We start from the raw sequence: 23,412 nt of genomic DNA, 5'->3' as shown, positions 1-23,412 counted from the left end.
GCAGGATTGACAACATTCTTAAACTTAAGCGGGCTGCCTGGAATTGTCCTTCGGCTTGGTAATGCTCGGACGTTTCTTCATGCTGAGAATCGGCTGACGGATCAGAATCGTCCACATCGCCTTGGCGTTGAAGGGGATGAATGGCCACATATACGGGGTATTAAACGAGCGCTGAAAAGCGAGAATCAGGAAGATGACCGTGCTCGACACCAAAAGTCCGGGAACCTTAAACATGGCCACGGCCAGCAACAGGATCAATCGGACAATCCGATTGGCCATGCTCAATTCGTAGCTCGGCGTCGCGAACATGCCGATCGTTGCAGCAGCCATGTAGAGAATCACTTCGTTGACGAAAAGCCCGGCGTCCACCGCGATATTTCCGACCAATATCGCCGCGACGAGTCCCATTGCCGTCGCCAGCGGCTGGGGAGTATGCACTGCCGCCAAACGAACCAGGTCCACGCCGATTTCAATCAAGAAAAACTGCACGATAATCGGAACGCGGGCTTCTTTTTGCGGTCCGAGAAACTCCAACCCGGGCGGTTTCAATTCAGGATGGATCACGAACAAAAACCATATCGGCAAAAGAAACAGCGAGGCAAATATGCCGAGGAATCGGATCCATCGAACATAAGTGCCGATAAACGGAGTTTCCCGATATTCCTCGGCATGCTGAACGAGATGAAAAAAGGTTGTCGGCAAAATGATGACGCTCGGAGACGTGTCCACAAACAAAATGACATGACCCTCCAGCAGATGGTTAGCCACCACATCGGGACGCTCAGAATAGCGGACAACCGGATACGGATTCCAGGTTTTCTCAATCAATGCCTCCTCCAATTGCTTATCTGCCAGCGGAATGCCGTCCAAATCGATTTTTGCCAGTTTGTCGCGTACCGCTTCAACCAAATCCAGATCGGCGATGTCGTTAATATAGCCGATACAGACATCGGTTTTCGTGCGTCTTCCGATCTGAACGGCTTCCAGCTTCAACCGCGGGTCGCGAATTCTTCTCCGGACGAGCGTTACATTGGTCAGAAGCGTTTCCACAAAACCGTCCCTGGAGCCTCTGACCACTTTTTCCAAATCGGGTTCGTCGATAGAGCGAACCGGATATGTTTTCACATCAATGATGATCGCCTTTGTTTCTTTTTCGACGAACAGCGCGCTGGAGCCTTTCAATACCTTGTCTACCACATCATTCATGTTGTCGACGGTTTCCACCTGTACGTGCGGGATATATTCTTCAATGAAATGCTTGAGCGTATTCGGCACCAGTTCCTCTCTTTTTAAATAACTCATTCTCTTCATGATTTCCGTCATCACATCGTCCTTGACGAACCCGTTCAAATAAAAGAATAGACAGTGTTTTGTTCCAAACACCATTTCCCGCAAGATGACGTCAAACGATGTTTCGGCCCCGACCTTTTCTTCCAGAACCTTTTTATCCTTGTTTAGTCGTCCGGATATTTCATCCGTATTTTTCAGCTTCAATTCCTCTTTGCTGAGCGTTTCCTTCCGGTCCTTGGCGGTTCCTGAACCTTTGGACGGATCGCCCCCCTGCTTTTCGTCTTTTGCTTGCGTTTCCGGTTTGTCCAGCACGTCGGTCGTCATGATCTCACTCCTACACTCAAGATCAGGCTGTGAAACACCAGCCAGTCAAACAAAGAGCCAAGAACTTTGCCGATCACCATCGCCATTACCAGCCAGATGACATAATCATCGATATGCAGCCGTTTGGCCATAATGGGGAGCACATTCAGCACTTCCGTCAGCGCGGCGGCCAGCATGCCCACAAAAACTCCGGCAAGCAGACCGATCAATGCGGTGCCCACAGGGGAAAACGCAAACCTGATATCAAACAAGTCAACGACGGTCCAAAAAACCGCGCCGACAATAACGGCAGCTTCATACATGCGGACGTTCATGGTTGAACGCGTAATCTGCGCCAATCTCGGAATCACTCCCAAAACAGCCAAAAACGCCACCAATCCGCTGCCCACGGCCACCCCCCAGGCCAAGCCGATGATCACGACCGCTCCTCCGGGCAATAAACCGCTCAAGACGAATCCCTCTCCGGCGAATTCAGTTTGCCGTATTCTTCGGTAATCACATAGCGATGGACGCTTTCCTGATACGTGAAAATTTCCACATCCAACGGGCTGGGCTCTTCATTGATTTTTTTCTTGAACAAGTGGTTAAAAAACAAGATCATCCCAGCGCCTATGCCGAATGAATACGGAATCTGCAAAAGGTAGGGATGCTTGACCCTATGTCCGGTAACCAGTTCGTAAATTCTCCGGTGCGCTACCGCCATATCGACATCCGCATGGAAATTCATGATGGCCAAGCCGGAACCGATGAACAAAAGCAGCCATGTGAAAAAAAGCAGAACATATGAAGGTCGCCGCATGCGGCTCCCGGCAATTTCAACGAGCACGTGAGGTTCTCCGAAATGCTCGATGGACATGAACGGAAAGCGTTCCTTGACCTTGGCGACGATCATCATCATATCGATCAAAACGAGATTGCCGTCCCGGGCCGAGGGCCGATATATTTGCATCGCTCTCAAGTCCTGCTCGTATTCCGGATCTGCGATAAGCTGAGCAACCTGCCCCAGCGTAATCTCTTGGCCCTGTCCGGTTTTCATTTTTTTTCGCAAACGAAGATAAAGGGTCGGGGCGGGATTTTCCTGCATCTCACATCACTCCCGGCAAGTTCCTGATAAGGTTATTATGCAAAAAAAAAGGACCGGATAGTCATTGCGCTATCTGGTCTTTAATGGATTGCAAAATTTTCTTTTCCAGCCGGGAAACCTGAACCTGTGAAATGCCGAGCCTGTTGGCCACCTCCGATTGCGTTTGGTCACGGAAATACCGCAGATAGACGATCAGCTTCTCGCGTTCGCTTAAGGAACCGATCGCCTCGTGAAGCGCCAGCTTGTCAAACCATTTTTCCTGAGAATCATCGGCAATTTGATCGATCAGCGTAATCGGATCGCCGTCATTCTCAAAAACCGTTTCATGGATTGAGGATGGCGGCTTATTCGCTTCCTGAGCAAACACGATTTCCTCCGGCGAAACTTGCAGCTCATCCGCAACTTCTTTGATTGTCGGTAAGCGGCCGAGCTTTTTGGATAGCTCATCCTTCGTCTTACGAACACGGTTGGCCATTTCTTTAAGCGAGCGGCTGACCTTAATCGTACCGTCATCCCTTAAGAATCGCTGGATTTCCCCGATAATCATGGGGACGGCATAGGTTGAGAATTTGACATCATAGGACAGGTCGAATTTATCAACGGACTTCAGCAAACCGATGCAGCCGATTTGAAACAAATCTTCCGGTTCGTAGCCCCGGTTCAAAAAACGCTGTACGACGGACCATACCAGCCGAATGTTGCAGTTGACCAAGGTGTCCCTGGCGACATGATCCCCCGACTGGCTGAGAGCGATCAACCTTTTGACCTCATCATCATCCAAGTAACTGTGAGAGGCATGTTTCAGATCCACATCCATGGCTCATCCCCTAATTAAATAATGCTTTTTTTGATTTGATCCGCTTGACCATCATTAACTTGGTTCCTTTTCCCGGTTCGGAAACGACTTCAACCTCATCCATGAAATTCTCGATGATGGTAAACCCCATCCCCGAGCGTTCGAGCTCAGGCTTTGAAGTATAGAGGGGCTGCTTGGCCAGATCGATATCCTCGATCCCCTGTCCGTTGTCTTCAACGGTAATGCGCACCTGGTCCTCTTCGATGCACGCTTCAATGGTCACAACGCCGTCCGGTTGATTCTCATATCCATGGATGACAGCATTGGTAACGGCTTCGGAAACCACGGTTTTGATATCTGTCAATTCTTCCAGGGTAGGATCCAGCTGAGAGACGAATGCCGCCACGGCAACCCTGGCGAATGATTCATTTTCAGACCTGCTGGCAAACGACAATGTCATGAAATTTTGGCAGTTCATGATACGACCCCCAATCTGGAAAGCGCTGTTTCCTCGTTATCCTCAAGGGTCAAAATTTTGAACAGCCCTGACATTTCAAACAAGCGATGAATGGCCGGATTGACATCGCAGACCACCATTCTGCCGCCTTTACCCGAGATCTGCTTATAGCGTCCGAGAATAACGCCCAATCCCGAGCTGTCCATAAAATCCAGTTCCTTCAGACTGAGAATGATATAACGGCTGTTTGCTTTCATCATGGCATCCTCCATCTTGGTTTTGACGGTCTCAGCTGTATGATGATCCAGCTCACCCCTCAATCTTACAATCACGGCGCTGCGGAAATGTTCAATTTCAATTTGCAGACTCATGAATAATTCTCACTCCCTCTCCCACTCATGATCAAACAATTCTACGCCTCAAAAAACATTTCCTGCCGAATGACAAAACTAGAAATAAATAGCCATAAGTAGACATTTTATGCAATTATTTTATTCGGATTCGGTATCGTCCTGGCGGTCGATAAAGAACAATTTGCTTAACGTTCTTTTATACACAGCCCACCAGCCGGCCCTCTTCACTTCAACGGGCGATTCAATCGGAAACTCTTTGACAAGCTTGTCGTCTTTGTATATTTCAAGCTTGCCGACCTGCTGGCCAAGCTGGATAGGGGCTTTCAAATTTTCATCAATGTTCAGCTCATGACGGAATTGTTCCGGATTTTCCCCTTTTTTCACAAGCATGCTGTACTGATGCTTGGCCACCAAAGGAATATTGACCGGATCTCCTTTTTCCACAGTGATGGATCCGATTTTTTCACCCGCTTTGAAAATTGGGAGATTGGTATACTGAGAAAAAGCATAGTTCAGCATATGGGCAACTTCCGCATTCCGGGTTTTGGTGTTCGGTTCTCCCATAACGACGGAAACGACCCGGAAATTTCCGCGTTTGGCTGTGGCGGCCAGACAAAACTTGGCTTGACTGGTATAACCCGTTTTCAAGCCGTCTGCTCCCGAATAAAAGCGCACCAGCTTATTGGTGTTGACCAGCCAAAACGGACGGTCCGTATTTTGCCGCAAATAATCCTGATATTTCCCCGTAAATTCGGTAACACCTTGATACTTCAATAATTCTCTGGACATCAACGCAATATCATAGGCCGAGGAATAATGATCGGCGGCGGGAAGCCCGTTGCTGTTGGCAAAATGCGTGTCCTTCATGCCAAGCTGCTGAGCTTTTTCATTCATCATCTGCACAAACATTTCTTCCGTTCCGCCGATTTTTTCCGCCAGGGCTACGGAAGCGTCATTTCCCGAAGCCATGGCGACTCCCTTGAGCAGTTCTCTGACGGTCATTTCTTCGCCGGGTTCAAGAAAAATTTGCGATCCTCCCATTGAAGCCGCATGCTCACTGGCTGTCACTTTATCGTCCAGCTTGATTTTGCCTTGGTCGACCGCCTCCATCACAAGCAGCATGGTCATAATTTTGGTAATGCTGGCGGGCGGCAGACGATCGTGACTGTTTTTTTCATAGATGACTGTTCCCGTGTCTTCATCCATAAGAATTGCAGATTTGGCGTTAGGCGCCAGATTCAGATTGTTCTCCGCTTGATCCTTGGCAAAGGCGCCTGCAGGAAAAAATGCAAAGATTAATAAGTGAATGGACAACAAACTTGCAATGTGTTTTCGGAACATATTAACTCCGCCCTCCTCCGTCTCATTAGGCAACAAGGTTCTTAAACTCATTGTTGACCATAGATATGAAAATTATTCCAAAAGGAGGAGATAAATTGGGTTATAGAACCGGATATGTCTTTTCGAAAAACTCCTGAATGAACTGCAGATATTTTGAACCCTGTGAATTTTATAAATTAGCATGCCGTTTTCATGGCACGGGCAAGTGATGAAAACGGCATGCAGGGGTGTTCTTGAAGACTTCACATTGAAGCATTGGTTTCAGCAGCTTTTTTAAAAATCCTTCCATTCTTTTATGCCGTCCTTGGTAACAACCGCATGGATTAAAGGCCTGAACTGGGCAGGATGGGGAGAAATCTGAAATGCTTTTTGTACTTTCCGCTCAATTTCCGAGTGCTTCTTATCATGATTTCCTGCTTCGTTCCGTATGCTGTTCGTATGCAGCACCGCCAGCGCTTCACCCATCACGACCGGATCGCCCAGTTTTTTCCGCAGCACTATGCCCACACTCAAATCAATCGCCGAATCCTTCGTTTCCCTGCCTGCTCCCAGCATCATGGCAGCGAGACCGATATCCTCCGCGTTGATTGCAGTCACATAACCGGAAGCTCCTGCGCTGATTTCGATCTGCCTGCCGGCGGACGGAAGCAGATCAGGATTTTGGGCAACCGAGGCATCCCCGCCTTGAGCACTGATAAATTCGCTGAATTTTTCAAGCGCCAGACCATTAACAAGCAGCTCCTGCAGCCGATCCTTTGCTTCCTGGAGGCCAGACGCTTTCTTGCCCAATACCAGCATGTATGCGCCCAGAGCCAAGCACAGCAGCTTAAGGTCCTCCGGCCCTCCGCCCTGCAGCGTTTCAATCGCCTCCCGGACTTCCAACGCATTCCCGACGGCAAAGCCCAGCGGCTGATCCATTTCGCTGATCAGCGCAATCGTTTCCCGACCGACCTGCGTTCCGATATTCACCATCGCCTGCGCCAGCTTAACGGCTTCATCCAGCGATTTCATGAAAGCTCCGCTGCCCGTTTTGACGTCCAGCACAATGGCATCGGCGCCTGAAGCGATCTTTTTGCTCATGACCGAACTGGCAATCAGCGGAATCGAATTGACGGTGGCCGTTACATCGCGAAGCGCATATAATTTTTTGTCTGCAGGCGTTATATTTCCCGATTGGCTGATGACCGCCAAACCGCATTCATTCACCTGCAGAATAAAGTCCTGCCGCGTTCGTTCCACGGCAAACCCTTTAATCGACTCAAGCTTATCGATTGTTCCCCCGGTATGCCCCAGCCCTCTGCCCGACATTTTCGCTACGGGAACACCTGCTGCCGCGACAAGCGGACCGAGCACCAGCGTGGTTTTGTCTCCTACGCCGCCGGTGCTGTGCTTATCCACCTTGATGCCGTGGATAGGACCCAGATCCATCACATCGCCCGAGTTGGCCATCGCCAGCGTCAGATCAGCCGTCTCCCGAATGGACATCCCTCTGAAAAAGACCGCCATCGCCCAGGCCGACATCTGGTAATCAGGGATGCGTCCCGCATTGTATTCCCGAATCAAATATTGGATCTCCTCCGCCGTCATTTCATGACCGTCGCGTTTTTTCTCAATCAGATCGACAGTTCTCATCATCATCACCCCGGATCTATCATTTTTCCGCAACAAAAAAGGAACGCAGTCCGCGCTCCCCATGTTGTGTTCCAGCTTTTTTCCGCCGTCAAACCCCGATCTCTCCGCAAGTCTTGCTTTAAGACGGATCGACAACCAGCTTCGATTTCATATTCGCATGTCCGGCACCGCACATTACGATACAATGCATGTCGAACGTTCCCGGTTTGTCAAAAGTCACTTCCTGCTGCAATTTGTCTCCTTGCAGGTTAACGTTTAAATCAGGGATTCCCAAACCGTGGATTCCTTCTTTATTGACAAGCACAACCGTCAATTTGGAGCCCTGCTTGACATGATATTCCGGTTTGTCGAATTGGAAGTTGGTCGCCGAAATTCTCAATTGATTCTTCTGTTCCTTGGCAAGCTCTTCATTGCTTTTAGGTGTCTGAGCAATCATCGCAACGATACCGAAAATCGCAGCAGCCGTAATCAGAATGACCATCAGGTACTTTTGCATGAGTATCCCCCTATGTAATGAAATTACATTCAATATATTACAAAACTTCGCACACCATTTTCAACATCTTGTTGATCAAAGGGTGAATTTTTTATGACAATCCTGCATCCGCCTTTTCTACGTTCCTCAGGAAAGCGCGAATCAATGACGTGAATTTGGGTTTTGTGCGCTCTGCAACCTCCATGACCTGCTCATGGGTCAGGGGTTCGAGCTCATCCCCGACGGCCATGTCGGTGATGCAAGATACGCCCAGCACTCTCAAGCCGGCATGGCGTGCAGCTATGACTTCCGCCACCGTGGACATGCCGACGGCATCCCCGCCCAACAGGGCAAGCATTTTCAACTCACTCGGCGTCATATACGAGGGCCCGCTGATCCCGCAATATACCCCTTCCTGGAGCTTCAGCGGATGACCGTCCGCATCTTCAATCTCCTCCCCGACCCTGCGAGCCAATTCCCTAAAAGAGCGGTCATACGCTTCCGAAAGATCCGGAAACCTTACGCCCAATTGATCGAAATTGGGTCCGATCAGCGGATTGTCTCCCGTAAAATTGATATGGTCCTTGATCAGCATCAAGTCTCCCGGCTTGAACGAACGATTCATTCCGCCTGCCGCATTGGTGACGATCAATGAGCGGATGCCGAGCTGCCGCAGGACATATACAGGAAAAACCACTTTTTTCATCGGGTATCCTTCATAATAATGAAGTCTCCCCTGCATCGCGATGACATTCTTGCCTTCCAGGCGTCCGATCGCGAATCTGCCGGCGTGGCCCTCCACCGTGGAAACGGGAAAATGCGGGATGTCTCCGTAATGGATGAACAGGGGGTACTCCACTTGGTCCGCCAAATCACCCAGACCGGACCCGAGAATCAAGCCGACGGCTGGTTCAAACCGTTCATCCCCGCTCCCGGAGTATGCATATTTGCTGATTCGGTCTTTCATAAACCGTGCGGCCTCTTCAATTTGCTCCGGATAGGAACTCGTCGGATTCATATTCATTCTCCTTTCTGCGTATCCTCCATCAGCGGAATGATTCCCTTCACCAAGCGGGCGAAATCATCCTTTACCCGATCCGCCGTCGCCATAACTTCTTCGTGGGAAAGCGGCTGATCGAGAATTCCCGCGGCCATATTGGTGATGCAGGATATGCCCAGCACTTCGAATCCGGCGTGTCTGGCCGCGATGACTTCCGGCACCGTGGACATGCCCACGGCGTCGGCGCCAAGCTTCCTCGCCATGCGGATTTCCGCGGGAGTCTCGTATGTTGGCCCCAAAAATCCTGCATAAACGCCCTCGCGCAAGGAAAAGCCGTTCAGTCCCGCCCATTGCCGGACGGATGATCGAAACGATGCGCTGTAAGCCTCGGACATGTCCGGAAACCGCACGCCGGACTCCGGATCATTCCGGCCGATCAGCGGATTGCGGTACATCCAATTGATGTGATCCCGAATCAGCATCAAATCTCCCGGCTGAAAATCGGCATTCACTCCCCCTGCGGCATTGGTGACCAGCAGCTTGCGAATGCCGACCGCCTTCATCACCCGGATCGGGAACGTGACCGACTCCAGCGGATGTCCCTCGTACAGATGAAATCGCCCTTTCATGAAGATCGCATTCACACCGCCGATTTTGCCGCTGACGAGCACTCCCGCATGCCCTTCAACGGTAGATACGGGAAAATGAGGAATCTGTTCATAGGGCATGGCGGTAGACTCTTCTGCAGAGTCGGCAAGCCCCCCCAAGCCGGATCCGAGAATCAAGGCGATTGCTGGGGGATGCTTGATCCGGGACAGAACATAACGGCTTGCCTCCAATATTTTTGTGCGCTGCTCGGCTAGTTCTATGGGCACTGACATTTAGGCTCCTCCGTCATCCAGCGTTCATTGCAAGTCCTGCAAAAAGCTCGTTCCGTTTTCCGCCGGCGACACCCCGAAATTCTCCGCCACCGTCGCGCCCAAATCGGAGAAGGTCGGACGGACGCCTAATGAAGCTCCTTGGCGGAATGCTGGACTCCAAACGATCAAGGGCACGTATTCCCGTGTATGGTCCGTCCCCGAATGAGTCGGGTCATTGCCGTGATCCGCCGTAATGATCAACAAATCGCTTTCACCGATCCGGCTCATGATTTCCGGCAAGGCCGCGTCAAACTCCATCAGCGCGGCGGCATATCCTTGCGGATTTCGCCGGTGGCCGTATAGCGAATCAAAATCGACGAGATTGGTAAACAGCAGGCCTTTGAAATCCTTGTTCAGCAGCGCCGCCGTGCGGTTGATTCCGTCAGCGTTGCTTTTCACGGGAAAAGCTTCGGTAACCCCTTCCCCCGAATAAATATCGTTGATCTTGCCGACGGCAATACAATCCAAGCCCGCTTCCTTCAGCCGGTTCATGACGGTCTTTCCAGGCGGCTTTACGGCATAATCGTGACGGTTGGCCGTTCGGGTAAATGCCCCGGGTTGTCCGATATAGGGCCGGGCAATGACACGGCCGACCGCAAATTCGTCGGCGAGCGTCAGCTTTCTGGCTATGGCGCAGGCCTGATACAATTCCTCCAGGGGGATAACGTCCTCATGGGCGGCAATCTGAAATACGCTGTCGGCCGAAGTATAGACGATCCAGCTCCCGGTTTTCATCTGCTCTTCTCCCAGCTCGGCAATGATTTCCGTTCCGGAAGCCGGTTTGTTGCCGATCACCTTGCGCCCGGTTTGCCGTTCGAACTGTCCGATCAACGGCTCGGGAAAGCCGTGGGGATATGTTTTAAAGGGAATGGCCACTTTCAATCCCATCAATTCCCAGTGGCCCGTCATCGTATCTTTGCCTGCAGATACCTCCGCCATTTTTCCGTAATAGGCTTGCGACGCGTCAGCCGGGGGGATTCCCCGGAGCTCGGCAATATTGCCGAGACCGAGCCGCTGCAGATGCGGGAGGGAAAAACCGGGCACCTTCTCCGCTATATGTCCCAAGGTATGGGCGCCCTTGTCCCCGAAACGGTCCGCATCGGGCAGTTCGCCGATGCCGACGCTGTCCAGCACAATCAGGCATATTCGTTGAAACCGCATCGTATCGCTCCTGTTCTCACGTTATTCGGTTCGCCGGATTACTTGATCTTTGCCCGGGGATGCGTCATGTCGTAGACTTCCTTCATTTTTTTCGTTGTGACGTGTGTGTAAATCTGCGTCGTCGATATGTCCGCATGACCGAGCATTTCCTGAACCGCTCTCAGATCAGCCCCGTTCTCCAACAGATGGGTGGCGAATGAATGCCTCAGCGTATGCGGCGTGATTTCCTTATGTATTCCCGATTCCAACGCGTATTTTTTAATGATTTTCCAAAAGCCCTGGCGGGTCATCCTTGTCCCCAAATGATTGGCAAACAGCGCCGGCTCCGCCTTCGATTTTTTTAAAAGCTTCAGACGCATGCCCTGTATGTAATCATTCAACCAGCGGGAAGCGATTTTGCCGATCGGAATGATCCGTTCCTTCGAGCCTTTGCCGGTGCAGCGCACAAATCCCATCGCCAAATTCACATCGTCCACATCCAGCGAGATCAATTCGGATACCCGAATGCCCGTCGCATACAAAAGCTCCAGCATCGCTTTGTCCCGCATCCCGCCCGCATTTGATATCACGGGGGCTTCCAGAAGACGTTCGACCTCATCAACGGAGAGCACCTTGGGTAGCCTTTTTTCCAGCTTCGGAACTTCCATGTTGAGGGACGGGTCTTTTTCCAGCAATCTTTCCCGTACCAGAAACTGATAAAACGCGCGAATCGACACCATATTGCGGGACATTGTGGAAGATGCCCGCCCCAGCTGCTTCAGCTTCAACATATATCCTGTAATGTGCGATTTGGCGGTCTGCTGAAGCGACGAAACGCCGAGTGTTTTCAGGTATTCAAGATAGTGCGTAATATCTCTCTCGTAGGACTCCAGCGTATTCCTCGCCAGTCCCCTTTCCACGGAAAGATAATGAATAAACGCCTGCAGTTGATTCATCATTTCCCAACTCAAGCCCTTCCTCAATGTCGTGATTGCCGCTTTCATTTGATTCAACGCCGATGCTCCGTATTCCTGCTTTTGTCATCCAGCTTGCGGGAAGCGTTATTCTCCATACCAATAATAAAAAATGAGCCTGTCGGCCAAGGAAGAGCCATCCCATCCGCTGCCGTCCTTGAAAGCCTTGACTGCCCGGTTGGAAGGGGTTTTATAACGGTAAACCGGATCCATCCAAGCGGAAATCCATACAGAAAAATGGTGCAGCATAACCGTCATGACCAAAAAAAGCAGGATGAATTTGGCTCGTTTCAACCATTTTTGCAGGGAAAAAATCATATGCACGTACCCCCTCAGGGATAACATATGATTTCTGTCCAAGCAATATGAAGATCAGAACTCTACGCATGATAAAAAAGCATATGATCCAAAGGCGTGTAAGGCAATTGAACGGACTCCGCAACCGCGGGATGAGTCAGCTGCCCCCGATACGTGTTGACCCCCATTCTCAGGGCCATATTTTCTTTGACTGCCCGATCGAAGCCCTTGTTGGCCAACTCCATCACATAAGGCATGGTGGCATTGGTCAGGGCGAACGTGGAGGTGCGGGGAACCGCTCCCGGGATGTTCGCTACCGCATAATGAATGACGCCGTGTTTGACATACGTCGGATCGCTGTGTGTGGTCGACCGGTCGATTGTCTCGATCGAGCCCCCTTGGTCCACGGCCACATCGACGATAACCGCGCCTTTTTTCATCTGCTTGACCATTTCCTCCGTCACCAATCTAGGTGCCCGCGCACCAGGAATCAGCACGGCGCCGATCAGCAAATCGGCACGCTGCGCCGCATTTAAAAGATTGTGCGGATTCGACATCATGGTGCTGATCCTTCCGTTGAAGATATCATCAAGATATCTCATCCGGTCCAGACTCCGTTCGAGGATCACCACGTGGGCACCCAGCCCCAAAGCCATCTTGGCGGCATTGGTGCCGACGACGCCTCCGCCGACAATCATCACTTCCGCGGGCGGAACGCCCGGAACGCCCCCGAGCAGCACGCCCCTGCCTCCGTGAAACGTTTCGAGAAACTGCGCGCCGACCTGCACCGCCATCCTGCCCGCCACTTCGCTCATTGGCGTGAGCAGGGGCAGCGAGCCGTTCGGAAGCTGAATGGTTTCATAAGCAATACCCGTCAATTTTTTGTCTGCCATAACGGCCGCCAGTTCTCCCGCGGCGGCCAGATGCAGATAGGTGAACAGGATCTGATTTTCCCGGAAATATTCGTATTCCGCAGGCTGAGGCTCCTTGACCTTCATGACCAAATCCGCTTCCCCCCAAACCTCCGCGGCACCCGGCAATATTTTGGCCCCTTCGGCCGCATACTCTTCATCGGTAAACCCGCTGCCCTCGCCGGCTCCTTGTTCGATCACAATTTGATGCCCGGCGGATCTAAGCATCTGTGCTCCCGCAGGAGTCAGCGCCACTCTGTATTCATTGTTTTTGATTTCCTTCGGAACTCCAACAATCATCTAAAGCCCACACCTTTCATAACATCTTCGCTACATCCTATTTTTGGTAAGTGGAGCAAACAATATGAGCGCTGCCGAAATATAAATTTTTCCAACGCTGAAAAGCGGTAAAAAAACCTCTTTCGAGGTCATTTCAACGATGAGCGACCGCTTTTGGAGGTAGGTTTTTATGCCAATAAGAATCTGCCTTTCCGAATGACCGGAAACTTATAAATTCTTATGTGGTTAAAAAAACCGTTCCGTGACATTCACGAACGGTTATTTTGAACGGTTGAGTCTTCGCAATTTTGCCTCATCTCGGCTTGTTTCTTTTCTAGGCAGCGATTGCATATTCCCTGAAAATCCAAACGGTGGTCCAACACTTTAAAGTTATATTCTCTTGCCAGCTTCTCCTCTAAGTGAATCAACCAGTCCTCCATAATCTCGTCGACTGCGCCGCATTGGACACAGATCAAATGATGATGATGGTGATGGTTATTGTCATCGCGCAAATCGTACCGGGCGACACCGTCGCCGAAATTCATTTTCTCCACGACGTGCAGTTCGCTCAACAACTCCAGCGTGCGATAGACGGTTGCCAGTCCGATTTCGGGAAATTTGTCCTTGACCAGCATGAACACATCTTCAGCGCTTAAATGATCCTGCTCGTTTTCCAGCAGAACCCTGACGGTCGCTTCGCGCTGCGGCGTAAGCTTATAGGCTTGCTCCTGCAGCAGCTGTTTGATTTTTTCGATTCGCGCCTCCATATTCTCCCCCTCAAAACAAAGCAAACGATCGACCGTTCGCAGGAAGTTGTCTGATGAGCAAAGCCGCCTCAAATTTTACCTACTTCTAATTTATTATAGGGGGACTCTGTAGGCAAAGTCAAACAGTTCTCCTAGGACTGAATCAGGGGTACGATCCATTTCATTAGAGGAGGGCTCACGTAGGCTTCAAACAGCGAAGCTCCGAACAAAATGACCAGCAGCGCGGAAGTGAGCCCCGCGTACTGATAAAACGCCTGGCGGATGCTTCCCTTTTTTTGCAGCAGCCGATTGCGGATCAAGTACAGAGAAAAAGAAATTGCAGTAACGCTGCACGCAATCAATGCCGGGATAATGATGAGATTTTGCGGGACCACGGTAATCAGGGCAAACAGCATACCTTTCCAGCTCAGCTGCCCGGAAAGATATCCGATCGTAAAGCCGACCAGCACGCCCTTTAAAAAATCCAGAATCAGAATCAGCGGCAGGCCGATGACGGACATTCCCAGCACGAAAATCAGCACGGTCCATTTCAGGTGCATAGCAAAGGTTTGCTGCAGAGACGCTCCTCCGTCGGAAACGCTGTCCTGAATCACCGTATGAAAAAAGCTCGACAAATAATCGGCAAGATCCTGCTTCTGCTCCAACGACAGCGCATTGACCATCAATGCTCCAAAAACGACGCCCATAATGAATAAGACAGCTACAAACACATAGAGCGGCAAATGTTCTTTCATATAGTTTTGAATCGCGGAATTCCGTGCGGACATCTTGCTTTCCTCCCCTTGTCCAATTAATAATTCATATGAACAAGTCAAGGAATCTATGACTCTATCCTATGGACGGGATACTCTGCCGTATTTGCCGCCCCCGCCGGATTCCAGCACAAGCGTTCCCTCTCTCGCCGCAATGATATAACCCGCGATCTCTTCACCGGCTGCGGCGGCCAATTGCTCCCGCCCGACCCGATGCAGAATGTTCATTTCCGTGTCGAACCGCTCCAGCAGCAGGTCCAGTTTCTTTTTTTCCAGCCCGGGAATGTATTCCAACGGAATTTGATGATAATATTCCGGCCGGTGCAAAGGATGAACAGGATGTTTCCTGTTTGCAATCCCCATGACCCGCTCCATCACGCCGCGCACCATCTTCCGGCTGCCGCACCGCAGGCAGCGCTCTTCGGCAATTTCCTCCCCGTCCATTATCGACCCGCACTGTCCGCAGAAAGTGCGGTGATATTTCCCCAGACGCGGATTCAGCCCGTAATTCGCCTCGACTTTCCGACCGTCTGTCCGCTTGAGGGCCATGACCAGCTCGCGGAACGAAGGCTCGTTCAAGCGGATTTTGTTATATTCGCGCCCGATTTTGCTCAAGGAGTGGGCATCCGAATTGCTCAGAAAGGTGAAAGACCCAAGCTCCGATATGAGATCGGCCATGTCGGAATCCGCGCTAAGCCCCAGCTCCACCGCAGCCACAAGCTGTGGGTTCAGCAAGCTGTCCATATGATCGGTGCAGCTCCCGTAGAGGCCCTTATGCGGCGTGAAAATATGCGCCGGTATCACAATGCCGCCTCTTCCGACGACCTCCTCCTGCAAAATCCGCGCCGGCACATAAATGCGCTGGGAGCTCAATTCCACATTCGTCATGTGCTTGCGCAGCCAACCGGTGAACTCCCGAATCGACTGGAAATCGGCCAAAAAAGCAAGCAAATGCGCCGCTCCCATCGCTTCATCCCGCACCTCGATCTCGCTGCCGAGAAGCACGGTCGTCCGGTGGTAGCGGATGCCGCCTCCGGCAAGCTCGGTCATTTCTCAACGCTCAAGATATGCCGAGATCTCATCCTGAACCGACGGGGAGTGGCAGTCGATGATTCCGATCATATCGATCCCCTTGCGGTCGGAGGCTTCCTGCGCGATCCGGTGAAAAGTCAAATCCTTGGAGCCGCTGATTTTCACCGGACGGCCTTTTTCCGTTTTGCCGATATGAATGTGCAAATCGGCATAGTAGGATTGCACTATGCAAACCTCCCTGTCAATTCATACAGCTGCCATGCGTAAACGGCCGCAATCGTTTTGGCGTCGCTGATTCTCCCTTCCCCGATCAGCGCCTTGGCCTGATCCAGCGTAATTTCGAAGCAGTCCAGAAACTCGTCCTCGTCCAAATTCATTTCGCCTTTTTGCAAATCCCCCGCCCAATAAAGATGCAAGATTTCATCCGCGAAGCCCGGTGAAGTGTAGAAGGAGCTGACATGCTCCAGTTTGCCGCAGTGGAATCCCGTTTCCTCCTCCAATTCCCTGCGGGCCGCTTCCAAAGGGTCCTCTCCCGCATCCAGCTTTCCCGCCGGAATTTCCACCTGGTTTTTGCCGAGCGCCTTCCGGTATTGCTCGACAACGATCATTCTGCCTTCGTGCAGAGCGAGAATGCCGACCGCTCCGGGATGCTTGACGATTTCACGCGTCGCCGTTTCCCCGTTGGGAAGCCGGACATGGTCGACCTGCAGCGAAATGACCCTGCCCTTGTATATTTCCTCCGTGCGCAGGGTAACTTCTTCAAATTTCCGATCCTTCATTTAGTCCCACTCCCTTTTGTTTTTTGCATAAGCTCGTCCAAATGTTCATATAGTCATAGTATATCAAAAGCAACGGAAAGCAGGGACGCCTATGAAAACCTATGTCTCCGACAATCAACTCCGCCTCGTGGGCAAGGCCTACGAAATCCGGCATTACCTCCGTGCGGCCAAAAAGCGCGAAGCATTCGGACAAACCCCGATGAGCCAATGGATTCAAAGCGAAAAATCGCGCAGAGGCTTCCGCCGCTAGCTTTCCGAAGGCATTCCGTCCAGAACGTACTGGGCGGCCGAGCAAACCCCGAGAAAAAAGCCCGGGTCCTCAGCCAAGCCTCTGCCCATTGTCGTCACCGGCAGCGGATAGCTCTCCTGGCTCCGGGCAATTTCCTGCCGATTGATGTTCCGGACCCAGACGATGCGGTGCTTCTGATGAAGACCGCTGCTTTCGAGCTGTTCTCGGATCAGCTGCTTGTGATGGCCGTTCAGCGAATCCGGCAGCGGCAGCGCCGCTTCCCGCAGGGCAATCAGGGAAAGCGAGTGCAGCAGATGATGGCTTATGCCCCGGTGCCGATCCCGGCTTTCGGCAAAGCTGATGCGCGGCATCACGACCGGTTTGCCGCCAAGGGCGGCGGCCGCATTCACCAATTCGCCCACCTCCACGCCGGTATGTCCGAGCGGTGTTCCCGTGCCGGCGATTCCCGGTCCCATCGCAACAATGGCGACGTCCGCTTTGAGTACGCGCTTGGCCGCGATCAAAGCCGTAAACTTATTGATCGCTTCGACATCTCCACCGTAAGCGTGGCCGAACGTTACCGTCCCGGCCAGCCAGCCGCGTTCGCGCATCGAGCTCACATGACGGCTGTATGCGATCGGCAACGCGCCCCCGTCGCTCATGATATAGACGATTCTGAGCGGTTTTTTGCCGCCGTGGGCATCGTCGGAACCGCCGTCTGCACCGACTGCATGCGCATGCCGAAGCCAGCATACCGCCGCCGGCAGCATGCTGTGCAACTCCCCGATCAGCACCGGCATCCCTTCCAGATCGAAGCTGTCCTGAAACAGTCCGTGATGCGGGCTGGCTTGTTCCTCTGCGGCCAATACCGAGCGCTGCAGGGGTGTATATCTCAGCTTCATGAGATGTCCCTTTCGCTCCTCTATGGTCCGCGCCTTCAAGGCTGCGGCTTCCTCTGCCGCCACCTCCGATCCATGCAGCGGCCGAAGCACCGACAGAACAAAATGCCTCCCTCCCGTGCCCAAATCCAGCTGCACCGCTGTCGTGTTCAGCACAACAGTATCCCCGAGACCGACGGGTCCGAATGCATCCGTATAATGAATCGCCCTAGCCTTGGCCCCGCTTCCGCCGCGCATGGCGATTTCAAGCTCCTGAACGCTCTCCCGGGATGAAACGATGGCAACTACTGTGCCAGTGTCCCAGTAAATCACCGCTTCGCTCCTTCCTCTCGTCTATGACTTGAATGCCGACGCTTCCTGCACGATGGCGATGACGGCTTCGGCCAATTTCACGAGGTCGTCGGAATGAATATGCTCCTTAGTCGTATGGATGTTCCGGTAGCCGACCGCCAGATTGACGGTTGGAATGCCCATGCCGTTGAATACGTTGGCATCGCTCCCGCCGCCGGATTGAAACGTTTTGGTTTGAATGCCGAGCTTTTCGAACGCCTTGAAGGCTATTTGCACCACCGGATCGTCCGCTTCCAGCTTGTAGGCCGGATAAATCACGCTGTGGCTGAATTGCGCCCTGGCACCAAACTCTTCCGCGGTTTTCTCGAACGCTTCCTTCATGGCTTGAACCTGACGTTCCATTTTTTCATGGATCACGCTTCTGGCCTCCGCGGCAATATGTACGGTTTCGCAAACGATATTGGTTTCAAGGCCGCCTTCAAACCTGCCGATGTTTGCCGTCGTATCCTTGTCGATCCGGCCAAGCGGCATGCGCGAAATCGCCTTGGACGCCACTTGGATGGCGCTGATCCCATCCTCCGGATTCACTCCGGCGTGTGCGGACTTGCCGATGATCGTCACATCGATTTTCGCCTGGGTCGGCGCGGCGACGCATATTTCCCCGATCGCGCCGTTGGAATCCAGCGCATACCCGAATTTCGCCTGCATGTGCCTTTTGTCCATCGCCCTTGAGCCGACAAGCCCGGATTCCTCGCCCGCCGTAATGACAAACTGGATTTTGCCGTGGGGCACGTTGTTCTCCGCGATCGCACGGATCGCTTCCAGCATCACGGCAATTCCCGCTTTGTCGTCGCTTCCGAGAATCGTCGTCCCGTCGCTGCGGATGAACCCTTCCTCATCCAGTCTTGGCTTGATCCCTTTGCCCGGCCTTACCGTATCCATATGGGAGGTGAAAAACAGAACATCGGCCTCTTCCATTCCCTCGCTGGCTTCCATGGTGAAAATCAGGTTTCCCGAGCCGTGTCCCGTTTTTTCCTTCGTATCGTCCTCAAACACCTTCAGGCCAAGGCTGCCGAACAGCGCCTTCAGCGCGCCGCCGATTTCCTGCTCCTGCTTCGTCTCGCTGTCCACTTGGACAAGCTGCATAAATTGTTCCACCAGACGCTCTTTGTCGATCATGATCCGATTCCTCCTTTGACTTCACGATAAACGTATCTTATCATATTTGCCGTTCAACTCCTATTCACTTCTCTTTGAACATCGGACAAAGATCGGTTACAATAGTATTATCATCAGGCACATAAGATTATCATATGAAATTTGAGATTATACCATTCTTCACAAAGGAGTCGCTCAATGTGAGAAACAACAGCCTGCTTTTTAAAATTGTTGTTTACATCATGCTGGCATCCATGCTTCTCTCTACGATTCTGTTTGCCTTCGGAACGGCCTTCGGCTGAGAAACGCTGTTCAGTCAGGTTATTTAATTCAGCAGCTTTTTATCCGGTTTCCCCAATGAGGTATACGGCAGATGATCGACAAAGATGATTTCTTTCGGCAGCTGAAAACGCGCCATTCTTGCGCGCAGCCATTCAAAAAGCTTTTCCTTTGTCGTTTCCGCATAAGGGGCCAGCAGGACAAAAGCTTTCAACCGCTGTCCAAAATGCACGTCGCGAATCCCGATCACGGCCGCATCCTCTACTTGCGGATGAGTGCGAAGGACTTGCTCCACTTCAAAGGGATAGACATTTTCCCCCGCCGATACAATCATATCGTCCGCTCTTCCGCACAAAAAGTAATAGCCCTGATCATCCCGATAGCCCAAATCACCGGTTTCGATCCAGGATCGAAGTGGTGAAGACCCCCATCCTTTCGTCTGGCCACCAAAATCAAATGAACCTTGAGCTCGGACAACAGATAAACAAGCTGTTCACCTATTCCAGAACTGGCGCCCGTTATAAGAATGGTCTTCCCTTCCAGCCGGCGCACCAATTTCTGTCTATTCAAGCAAGCAGGCGGGAATAAGAGATGTTCCATAAAGCTGTAGGTGTGCATTGGAGCTCCTTTCTTGCCAAAGTCGTATTCATACGTTGCCGCAACTTGTCCGGCGTCATCCGCTAACGCTGTCACGCTTCCAAGGCCGTCATATAAATAATAGGACGCATTGTTGTTCCGGTCAATCCTGGCAATCGCATCGCCCGAACCGTAAACGTACTTGGCGGTAATCGTTCCATTCGCATCCGTCTCCGCCAATAAAGCCGGAACGCTGCTTGTAATGTCATAGATATACTTAGTAGTTTCTCCATAGACCGACTTGCTTACCCGGTTCCCGTCCCCGTCATACCGATACTCGACGATGCCCGCGGGAGAGGAGACTTGTACCAAGCGATCCTCATAGTCGTATTGATAGGCGGTGTCGCCTTTTTGGATCAAGTTCCCGTTCCCGTCATATTGATAGTATACGCTGCCGGTTACCGTGTCCGGCAAGCTGTACACACTGTTCACTGTCAGGAGTTCATCGGCATTATCGTAATCATAGCCGGACATTCCGGATGCATCGGAGTATGAAAGCCGGTTTCCGACTGCATCGTACGAATAGCGGGCTTCCTTCCCGTCTGCATCATTGGCCGCGATCAATTGCTGCAATTCGTCATATTGATACTTCGTTGCTTTGCCCAGCTCATCCGTCGTGCTGATCCTGCCGCCGACGTTGTTGTAAGCATAATCGCGTTGCTTCAACAGAATTGAATCCGGACCGCTGACTCTGAAATTGGCAATGGATGTTAACTCACCGATCGAATTATAGCTGTATCGGGACTCTATTCCATTCGGCAAAACGTCCGTCAATCGCCGATTGGACTTATCGTACCGCGTCTCGGTTGCTTTGTTGTTCCAGTCTGTTGTATGAACCAATCGACCGGCGGCATCGTAATCCGATGTTACGGTTGTATTATCCGGATAAGTTATGGTCTTTTTACGGCCTGTTTTTTCATACGTATAGGAAATAGCTTGATTACCCGGCGTCGTCAGTTTGGTCAGCCGATTCATTTGATCGTATTCATATCGGGTGGTTCCCGTGGAATCGGTCATGGACTCCCGGCTGCCGACGGCATTATACGCATAGTTGACCGTTGACGAATCCGGATATAAAATGCCCGTTAACCGATCAAGACGATCGTAGGTGTAGGATATCTCCCTCCCTAATGCATCGGTCCGCTTCGACAGATTGCCGTTGGGATCGTACGTGAATGTAACGCTGCGTTGCAGCGGGTCGATCTCCTCGACGATACGATTTAACGCGTCGTAACGATAGATTGTTGAAATTTGTTTGGAGTTGGTAATGCCTGTTCGATTCCCGGCCTTGTCATACGTATAAGTCGTGATTTGATTTTTGGGATCGACGTTTTGACTGATTCTGTAAAGATCGTCATATTTGACTTGGGTTGTGTAAGTTGCCTCCGTAACCGAGATGATGTTTCCCGCATTATCATGGGCAAACAACCTTTCCCGGCCTTCGCTGTCCCTCTCCTTCGTCCTCCTGTTCAAAGCGTCATATTCGTAGGTGAAGGACGGAGAACCCGTGGCAGTGATGGTCAACACGTCAGTCGGTTGATAGATTTCACTATAGGTATTCTGGTTGTTTTGGGTCCACGGAATTTTCAGCTTGGATGCCGTATTCATCACCAAATTGGTGGTCTGCAATTTGACCTCGGGCACATCTCCACCCCAGCCGCGTTGCGCGCTGCCGTCAGAAGTCAGACTCGTTCTGATTTGCTGCGCACCTCGGGGCAACGGAATCCATTGGTCGGCAGACCCGCTTCCTTTATACACTTGAACCCAAGCATCATTATAATAGGCTTCGACGTAAAAGAAGTCATATGATGTTTCCGTCTGATGGACCACATGGACTTCCTTGATCAGATCCGAGACATATTGAGCCTCGTTGTATGTCGCCTCGGTTACCGTTTCAAGATTATCATTGGCGTCATAAGTCATCGTTCTGGCATGAAGCAGCGGGTCAACGACAGCCACAAGCCTATTCAGATTATCGTATTGTTGCTGGGTGACGTTGCCATTCGCGTCAATCGTTCGGGCCAAATTGCCGTTTGGATCATATTCGTACCGTGTCGTTTCAAGAAGGGGATTCGTTACGCTTTCCAATCGGTTATTGGCGTCATATCCATAAACGGTTACATTTCCTCTGGCATCCGTTTCGCTGATCTTATTGTTATTGCCATCGTATGCGTATGAAGTCATTCCGCCCAGAGGATCATTCACTTGCACAAGATTGTCTTCATTGTCGAATTCGAAAGTATATGTGTAATCCGAGGGATTCGCACCGGGCACATGTCCGCGCGGGCTTGTTTCCGATAATTTTCTGCCCCCGACATCATAATTGAACGTGGTGATATTTCCTAACGGATCCCTGGTTTCGGCGACATAACCATAAACGTCATACGAGATCGTTGAAGTGTAATCATTTGCATCCGTATTCGAGATTAATTGCCCGAATCCGTTGTACGAATAAGTTGTCGCGATATGGTCTCCTTCGGGCAGTTTCTTGATTTCTCTCAGCAAATTTCCGTTCGTGTCGTATTCATATTCGCTGATTTTCCCGTTGGCATCCATATAGCGTATGATATTGTTCATGGAGTCATAGTCATAAGTAGTCACATGATTCAACGGGTCCTGGATGCTCAGCAAATTCCCCCGTTCGTCATATGTGTACTGGGTGGTATTGCCCTTTTTGTCCGTATAACTCGTCCGGTTTAATTGAGCGTCATAAGTGAATTTTATCGTCTTGTTCTCCGAATCCGCGCGCTCTTCAACCCGTTTGAAGCGATTATATTTGTACGGCGTATGGGTGCCCCTGGGATCTGCCACAACCGTTTGTTTCGCGGCATCGTCGTATGTGAAAGCGGTTGAATTGCCTTTCGCATCCTTTTGATTTGTCACCCGCTTTTGGGAATCGTATTCGTTCGCCAGCACCGTATTTCCGTTCCGGTCTTTTATGGATGTCAGTCCATTGGCATCATAGGTATAAGAGAAATGGTTCCCTCGACGATCCGTGACGTCGACCAGCCTGTTGCTTGAATCATAAGCAAATTCAACGGAACGCAAAAGAGGATCAGTCAATTTACTCAATAATCCTTGGGTATTATACTCGAATAGAAGCTTTCGATCGGTATCGTCCGAAACTTCAACCAATTTTCCGTTTGGATCATATGTCAAGGTTGTAAGCGTAAAATAATCCCCACCTACGATTCAAGTGGGGAGGCTAGTAATCTATTAATGAACGATTCTGCAATTTTCCGGGATTGAGCTTGACCATGGAAGGAAGTTGTCTAACGCATTCGGATCTTGGGGATCTGCGAGTTGCGGTAGCTTTT

24 protein-coding genes and 1 pseudogene are annotated in these 23,412 nt (G+C 51.3%); 2 read left to right on the top strand and 23 right to left on the bottom strand.

Annotated features, from left to right (window positions below):
- Positions 1-24: 24 nt before the first annotated feature.
- From VF724_RS14045 to VF724_RS13955, 19 genes and pseudogenes are all read right to left on the bottom strand, one after another.
- Positions 25-1,614 (bottom strand): spore germination protein, encoded by a 1,590-nt coding sequence (locus VF724_RS14045; RefSeq protein ID WP_371754887.1) that lies wholly within the window; start codon positions 1,612-1,614, stop codon positions 25-27.
- A complete protein-coding gene (locus VF724_RS14040; protein WP_371754886.1) occupies positions 1,611-2,063 on the bottom strand; it encodes a stage V sporulation protein AB in 453 nt (150 codons plus the stop codon). The genes VF724_RS14045 and VF724_RS14040 overlap by 4 nt, the downstream gene beginning before the upstream one ends.
- Positions 2,060-2,698, bottom strand: coding sequence for a stage V sporulation protein AA (locus tag VF724_RS14035; protein WP_371754885.1), 639 nt, complete (start codon positions 2,696-2,698; stop codon positions 2,060-2,062). Before VF724_RS14035 ends, VF724_RS14040 begins: the two co-directional genes overlap by 4 nt.
- 61 nt (positions 2,699-2,759) lie before the next feature.
- Entirely contained in the window at positions 2,760-3,515 is a 756-nt protein-coding gene (gene sigF / locus VF724_RS14030; protein WP_371754884.1) for an RNA polymerase sporulation sigma factor SigF, read from the bottom strand.
- 10 nt (positions 3,516-3,525) lie between these two features.
- Positions 3,526-3,972, bottom strand: a complete 447-nt coding sequence (gene spoIIAB, locus VF724_RS14025) for an anti-sigma F factor (RefSeq protein ID WP_371754883.1) — start codon at positions 3,970-3,972, stop codon at positions 3,526-3,528.
- A complete protein-coding gene (gene spoIIAA, locus VF724_RS14020; protein ID WP_371754882.1) occupies positions 3,969-4,322 on the bottom strand; it encodes an anti-sigma F factor antagonist in 354 nt (117 codons plus the stop codon). The genes spoIIAB and spoIIAA overlap by 4 nt, the downstream gene beginning before the upstream one ends.
- A gap of 120 nt (positions 4,323-4,442) precedes the next feature.
- Positions 4,443-5,645: a D-alanyl-D-alanine carboxypeptidase family protein gene (locus VF724_RS14015; protein WP_371754881.1), complete on the bottom strand. Its 1,203-nt coding sequence runs from the start codon at positions 5,643-5,645 to the stop codon at positions 4,443-4,445.
- Between the two features lie 273 nt (positions 5,646-5,918).
- Positions 5,919-7,277 carry a pyrimidine-nucleoside phosphorylase gene (locus VF724_RS14010; RefSeq protein ID WP_371754880.1) on the bottom strand — a complete coding sequence of 453 codons (1,359 nt, stop codon included), beginning with the start codon at positions 7,275-7,277 and terminating at the stop codon, positions 5,919-5,921.
- 118 nt (positions 7,278-7,395) lie between these two features.
- A complete protein-coding gene (locus tag VF724_RS14005; protein ID WP_371754879.1) occupies positions 7,396-7,773 on the bottom strand; it encodes a cupredoxin domain-containing protein in 378 nt (125 codons plus the stop codon).
- Between the two features lie 91 nt (positions 7,774-7,864).
- Positions 7,865-8,776: a purine-nucleoside phosphorylase gene (locus tag VF724_RS14000; protein ID WP_371754878.1), complete on the bottom strand. Its 912-nt coding sequence runs from the start codon at positions 8,774-8,776 to the stop codon at positions 7,865-7,867.
- Complete coding sequence (locus tag VF724_RS13995) at positions 8,773-9,633, bottom strand: purine-nucleoside phosphorylase (RefSeq protein ID WP_371754877.1); 861 nt, start codon at positions 9,631-9,633, stop codon at positions 8,773-8,775. The genes VF724_RS14000 and VF724_RS13995 overlap by 4 nt, the downstream gene beginning before the upstream one ends.
- 24 nt (positions 9,634-9,657) lie before the next feature.
- Positions 9,658-10,833 carry a phosphopentomutase gene (gene deoB / locus VF724_RS13990; RefSeq protein WP_371754876.1) on the bottom strand — a complete coding sequence of 392 codons (1,176 nt, stop codon included), beginning with the start codon at positions 10,831-10,833 and terminating at the stop codon, positions 9,658-9,660.
- Between the two features lie 38 nt (positions 10,834-10,871).
- Positions 10,872-11,771: a site-specific tyrosine recombinase XerD gene (xerD, locus tag VF724_RS13985; RefSeq protein ID WP_371754939.1), complete on the bottom strand. Its 900-nt coding sequence runs from the start codon at positions 11,769-11,771 to the stop codon at positions 10,872-10,874.
- A 102-nt stretch (positions 11,772-11,873) separates the two neighbouring features.
- Positions 11,874-12,104: a DUF4227 family protein gene (locus VF724_RS13980; protein ID WP_371754875.1), complete on the bottom strand. Its 231-nt coding sequence runs from the start codon at positions 12,102-12,104 to the stop codon at positions 11,874-11,876.
- 62 nt (positions 12,105-12,166) lie between these two features.
- Positions 12,167-13,294 (bottom strand): alanine dehydrogenase, encoded by a 1,128-nt coding sequence (ald, locus tag VF724_RS13975; protein ID WP_371754874.1) that lies wholly within the window; start codon positions 13,292-13,294, stop codon positions 12,167-12,169.
- Positions 13,295-13,542: 248 nt separating this feature from the next.
- Positions 13,543-14,040, bottom strand: coding sequence for a ferric iron uptake transcriptional regulator (gene fur / locus VF724_RS13970; RefSeq protein ID WP_371754873.1), 498 nt, complete (start codon positions 14,038-14,040; stop codon positions 13,543-13,545).
- A 131-nt stretch (positions 14,041-14,171) separates the two neighbouring features.
- Positions 14,172-14,807, bottom strand: coding sequence for a stage II sporulation protein M (gene spoIIM / locus VF724_RS13965; RefSeq protein ID WP_371754872.1), 636 nt, complete (start codon positions 14,805-14,807; stop codon positions 14,172-14,174).
- A gap of 66 nt (positions 14,808-14,873) precedes the next feature.
- A pseudogene (locus tag VF724_RS13960) lies at positions 14,874-16,070 on the bottom strand (endonuclease Q family protein).
- The gene (locus VF724_RS13955) at positions 16,049-16,603 is read right to left on the bottom strand and encodes an NUDIX domain-containing protein (protein WP_371754871.1); all 555 of its coding nucleotides are present in this window, start codon (positions 16,601-16,603) and stop codon (positions 16,049-16,051) included. The pseudogene VF724_RS13960 and the gene VF724_RS13955 overlap by 22 nt, the downstream one beginning before the upstream one ends.
- 91 nt (positions 16,604-16,694) lie before the next feature.
- Between VF724_RS13955 and mciZ the strand changes: the two genes are divergently transcribed.
- Entirely contained in the window at positions 16,695-16,853 is a 159-nt protein-coding gene (gene mciZ, locus VF724_RS13950) for a Z-ring formation inhibitor MciZ (RefSeq protein WP_371754870.1), read from the top strand.
- Here mciZ and VF724_RS13945 read toward each other — a convergent pair.
- Both VF724_RS13945 and VF724_RS13940 read right to left on the bottom strand, forming a co-directional pair.
- A complete protein-coding gene (locus VF724_RS13945; RefSeq protein WP_371754869.1) occupies positions 16,850-18,043 on the bottom strand; it encodes a DUF3866 family protein in 1,194 nt (397 codons plus the stop codon). The genes mciZ and VF724_RS13945 overlap by 4 nt on opposite strands.
- Positions 18,044-18,064: 21 nt before the next feature.
- On the bottom strand, positions 18,065-19,201 hold the full coding sequence (locus VF724_RS13940; protein ID WP_371754868.1) for a M20/M25/M40 family metallo-hydrolase: 1,137 nt from the start codon (positions 19,199-19,201) through the stop codon (positions 18,065-18,067).
- Between the two features lie 179 nt (positions 19,202-19,380).
- On the opposite strand from VF724_RS13940, the gene prli42 reads away from it, so the two are divergent.
- The gene (gene prli42, locus VF724_RS13935; RefSeq protein ID WP_371754867.1) at positions 19,381-19,482 is read left to right on the top strand and encodes a stressosome-associated protein Prli42; all 102 of its coding nucleotides are present in this window, start codon (positions 19,381-19,383) and stop codon (positions 19,480-19,482) included.
- A gap of 23 nt (positions 19,483-19,505) precedes the next feature.
- On the opposite strand, the gene VF724_RS13930 is transcribed toward prli42, so the two are convergent.
- Together VF724_RS13930 and VF724_RS13925 are read right to left on the bottom strand one after the other, a co-directional pair.
- Entirely contained in the window at positions 19,506-19,793 is a 288-nt protein-coding gene (locus tag VF724_RS13930; protein WP_371754866.1) for an AMP-binding enzyme, read from the bottom strand.
- Positions 19,790-23,158 (bottom strand): hypothetical protein, encoded by a 3,369-nt coding sequence (locus VF724_RS13925; RefSeq protein ID WP_371754865.1) that lies wholly within the window; start codon positions 23,156-23,158, stop codon positions 19,790-19,792. Before VF724_RS13925 ends, VF724_RS13930 begins: the two co-directional genes overlap by 4 nt.
- Positions 23,159-23,412: the final 254 nt, after the last annotated feature.

The organism is Ferviditalea candida, assembly GCF_035282765.1.
GTDB classification, from domain to species: Bacteria; Bacillota; Bacilli; order Paenibacillales; family KCTC-25726; genus Ferviditalea; species Ferviditalea candida.
The sequence above is the reverse complement of the archived record's forward strand: the minus strand, read 5'-3'. Positions and strand labels throughout refer to the sequence as shown.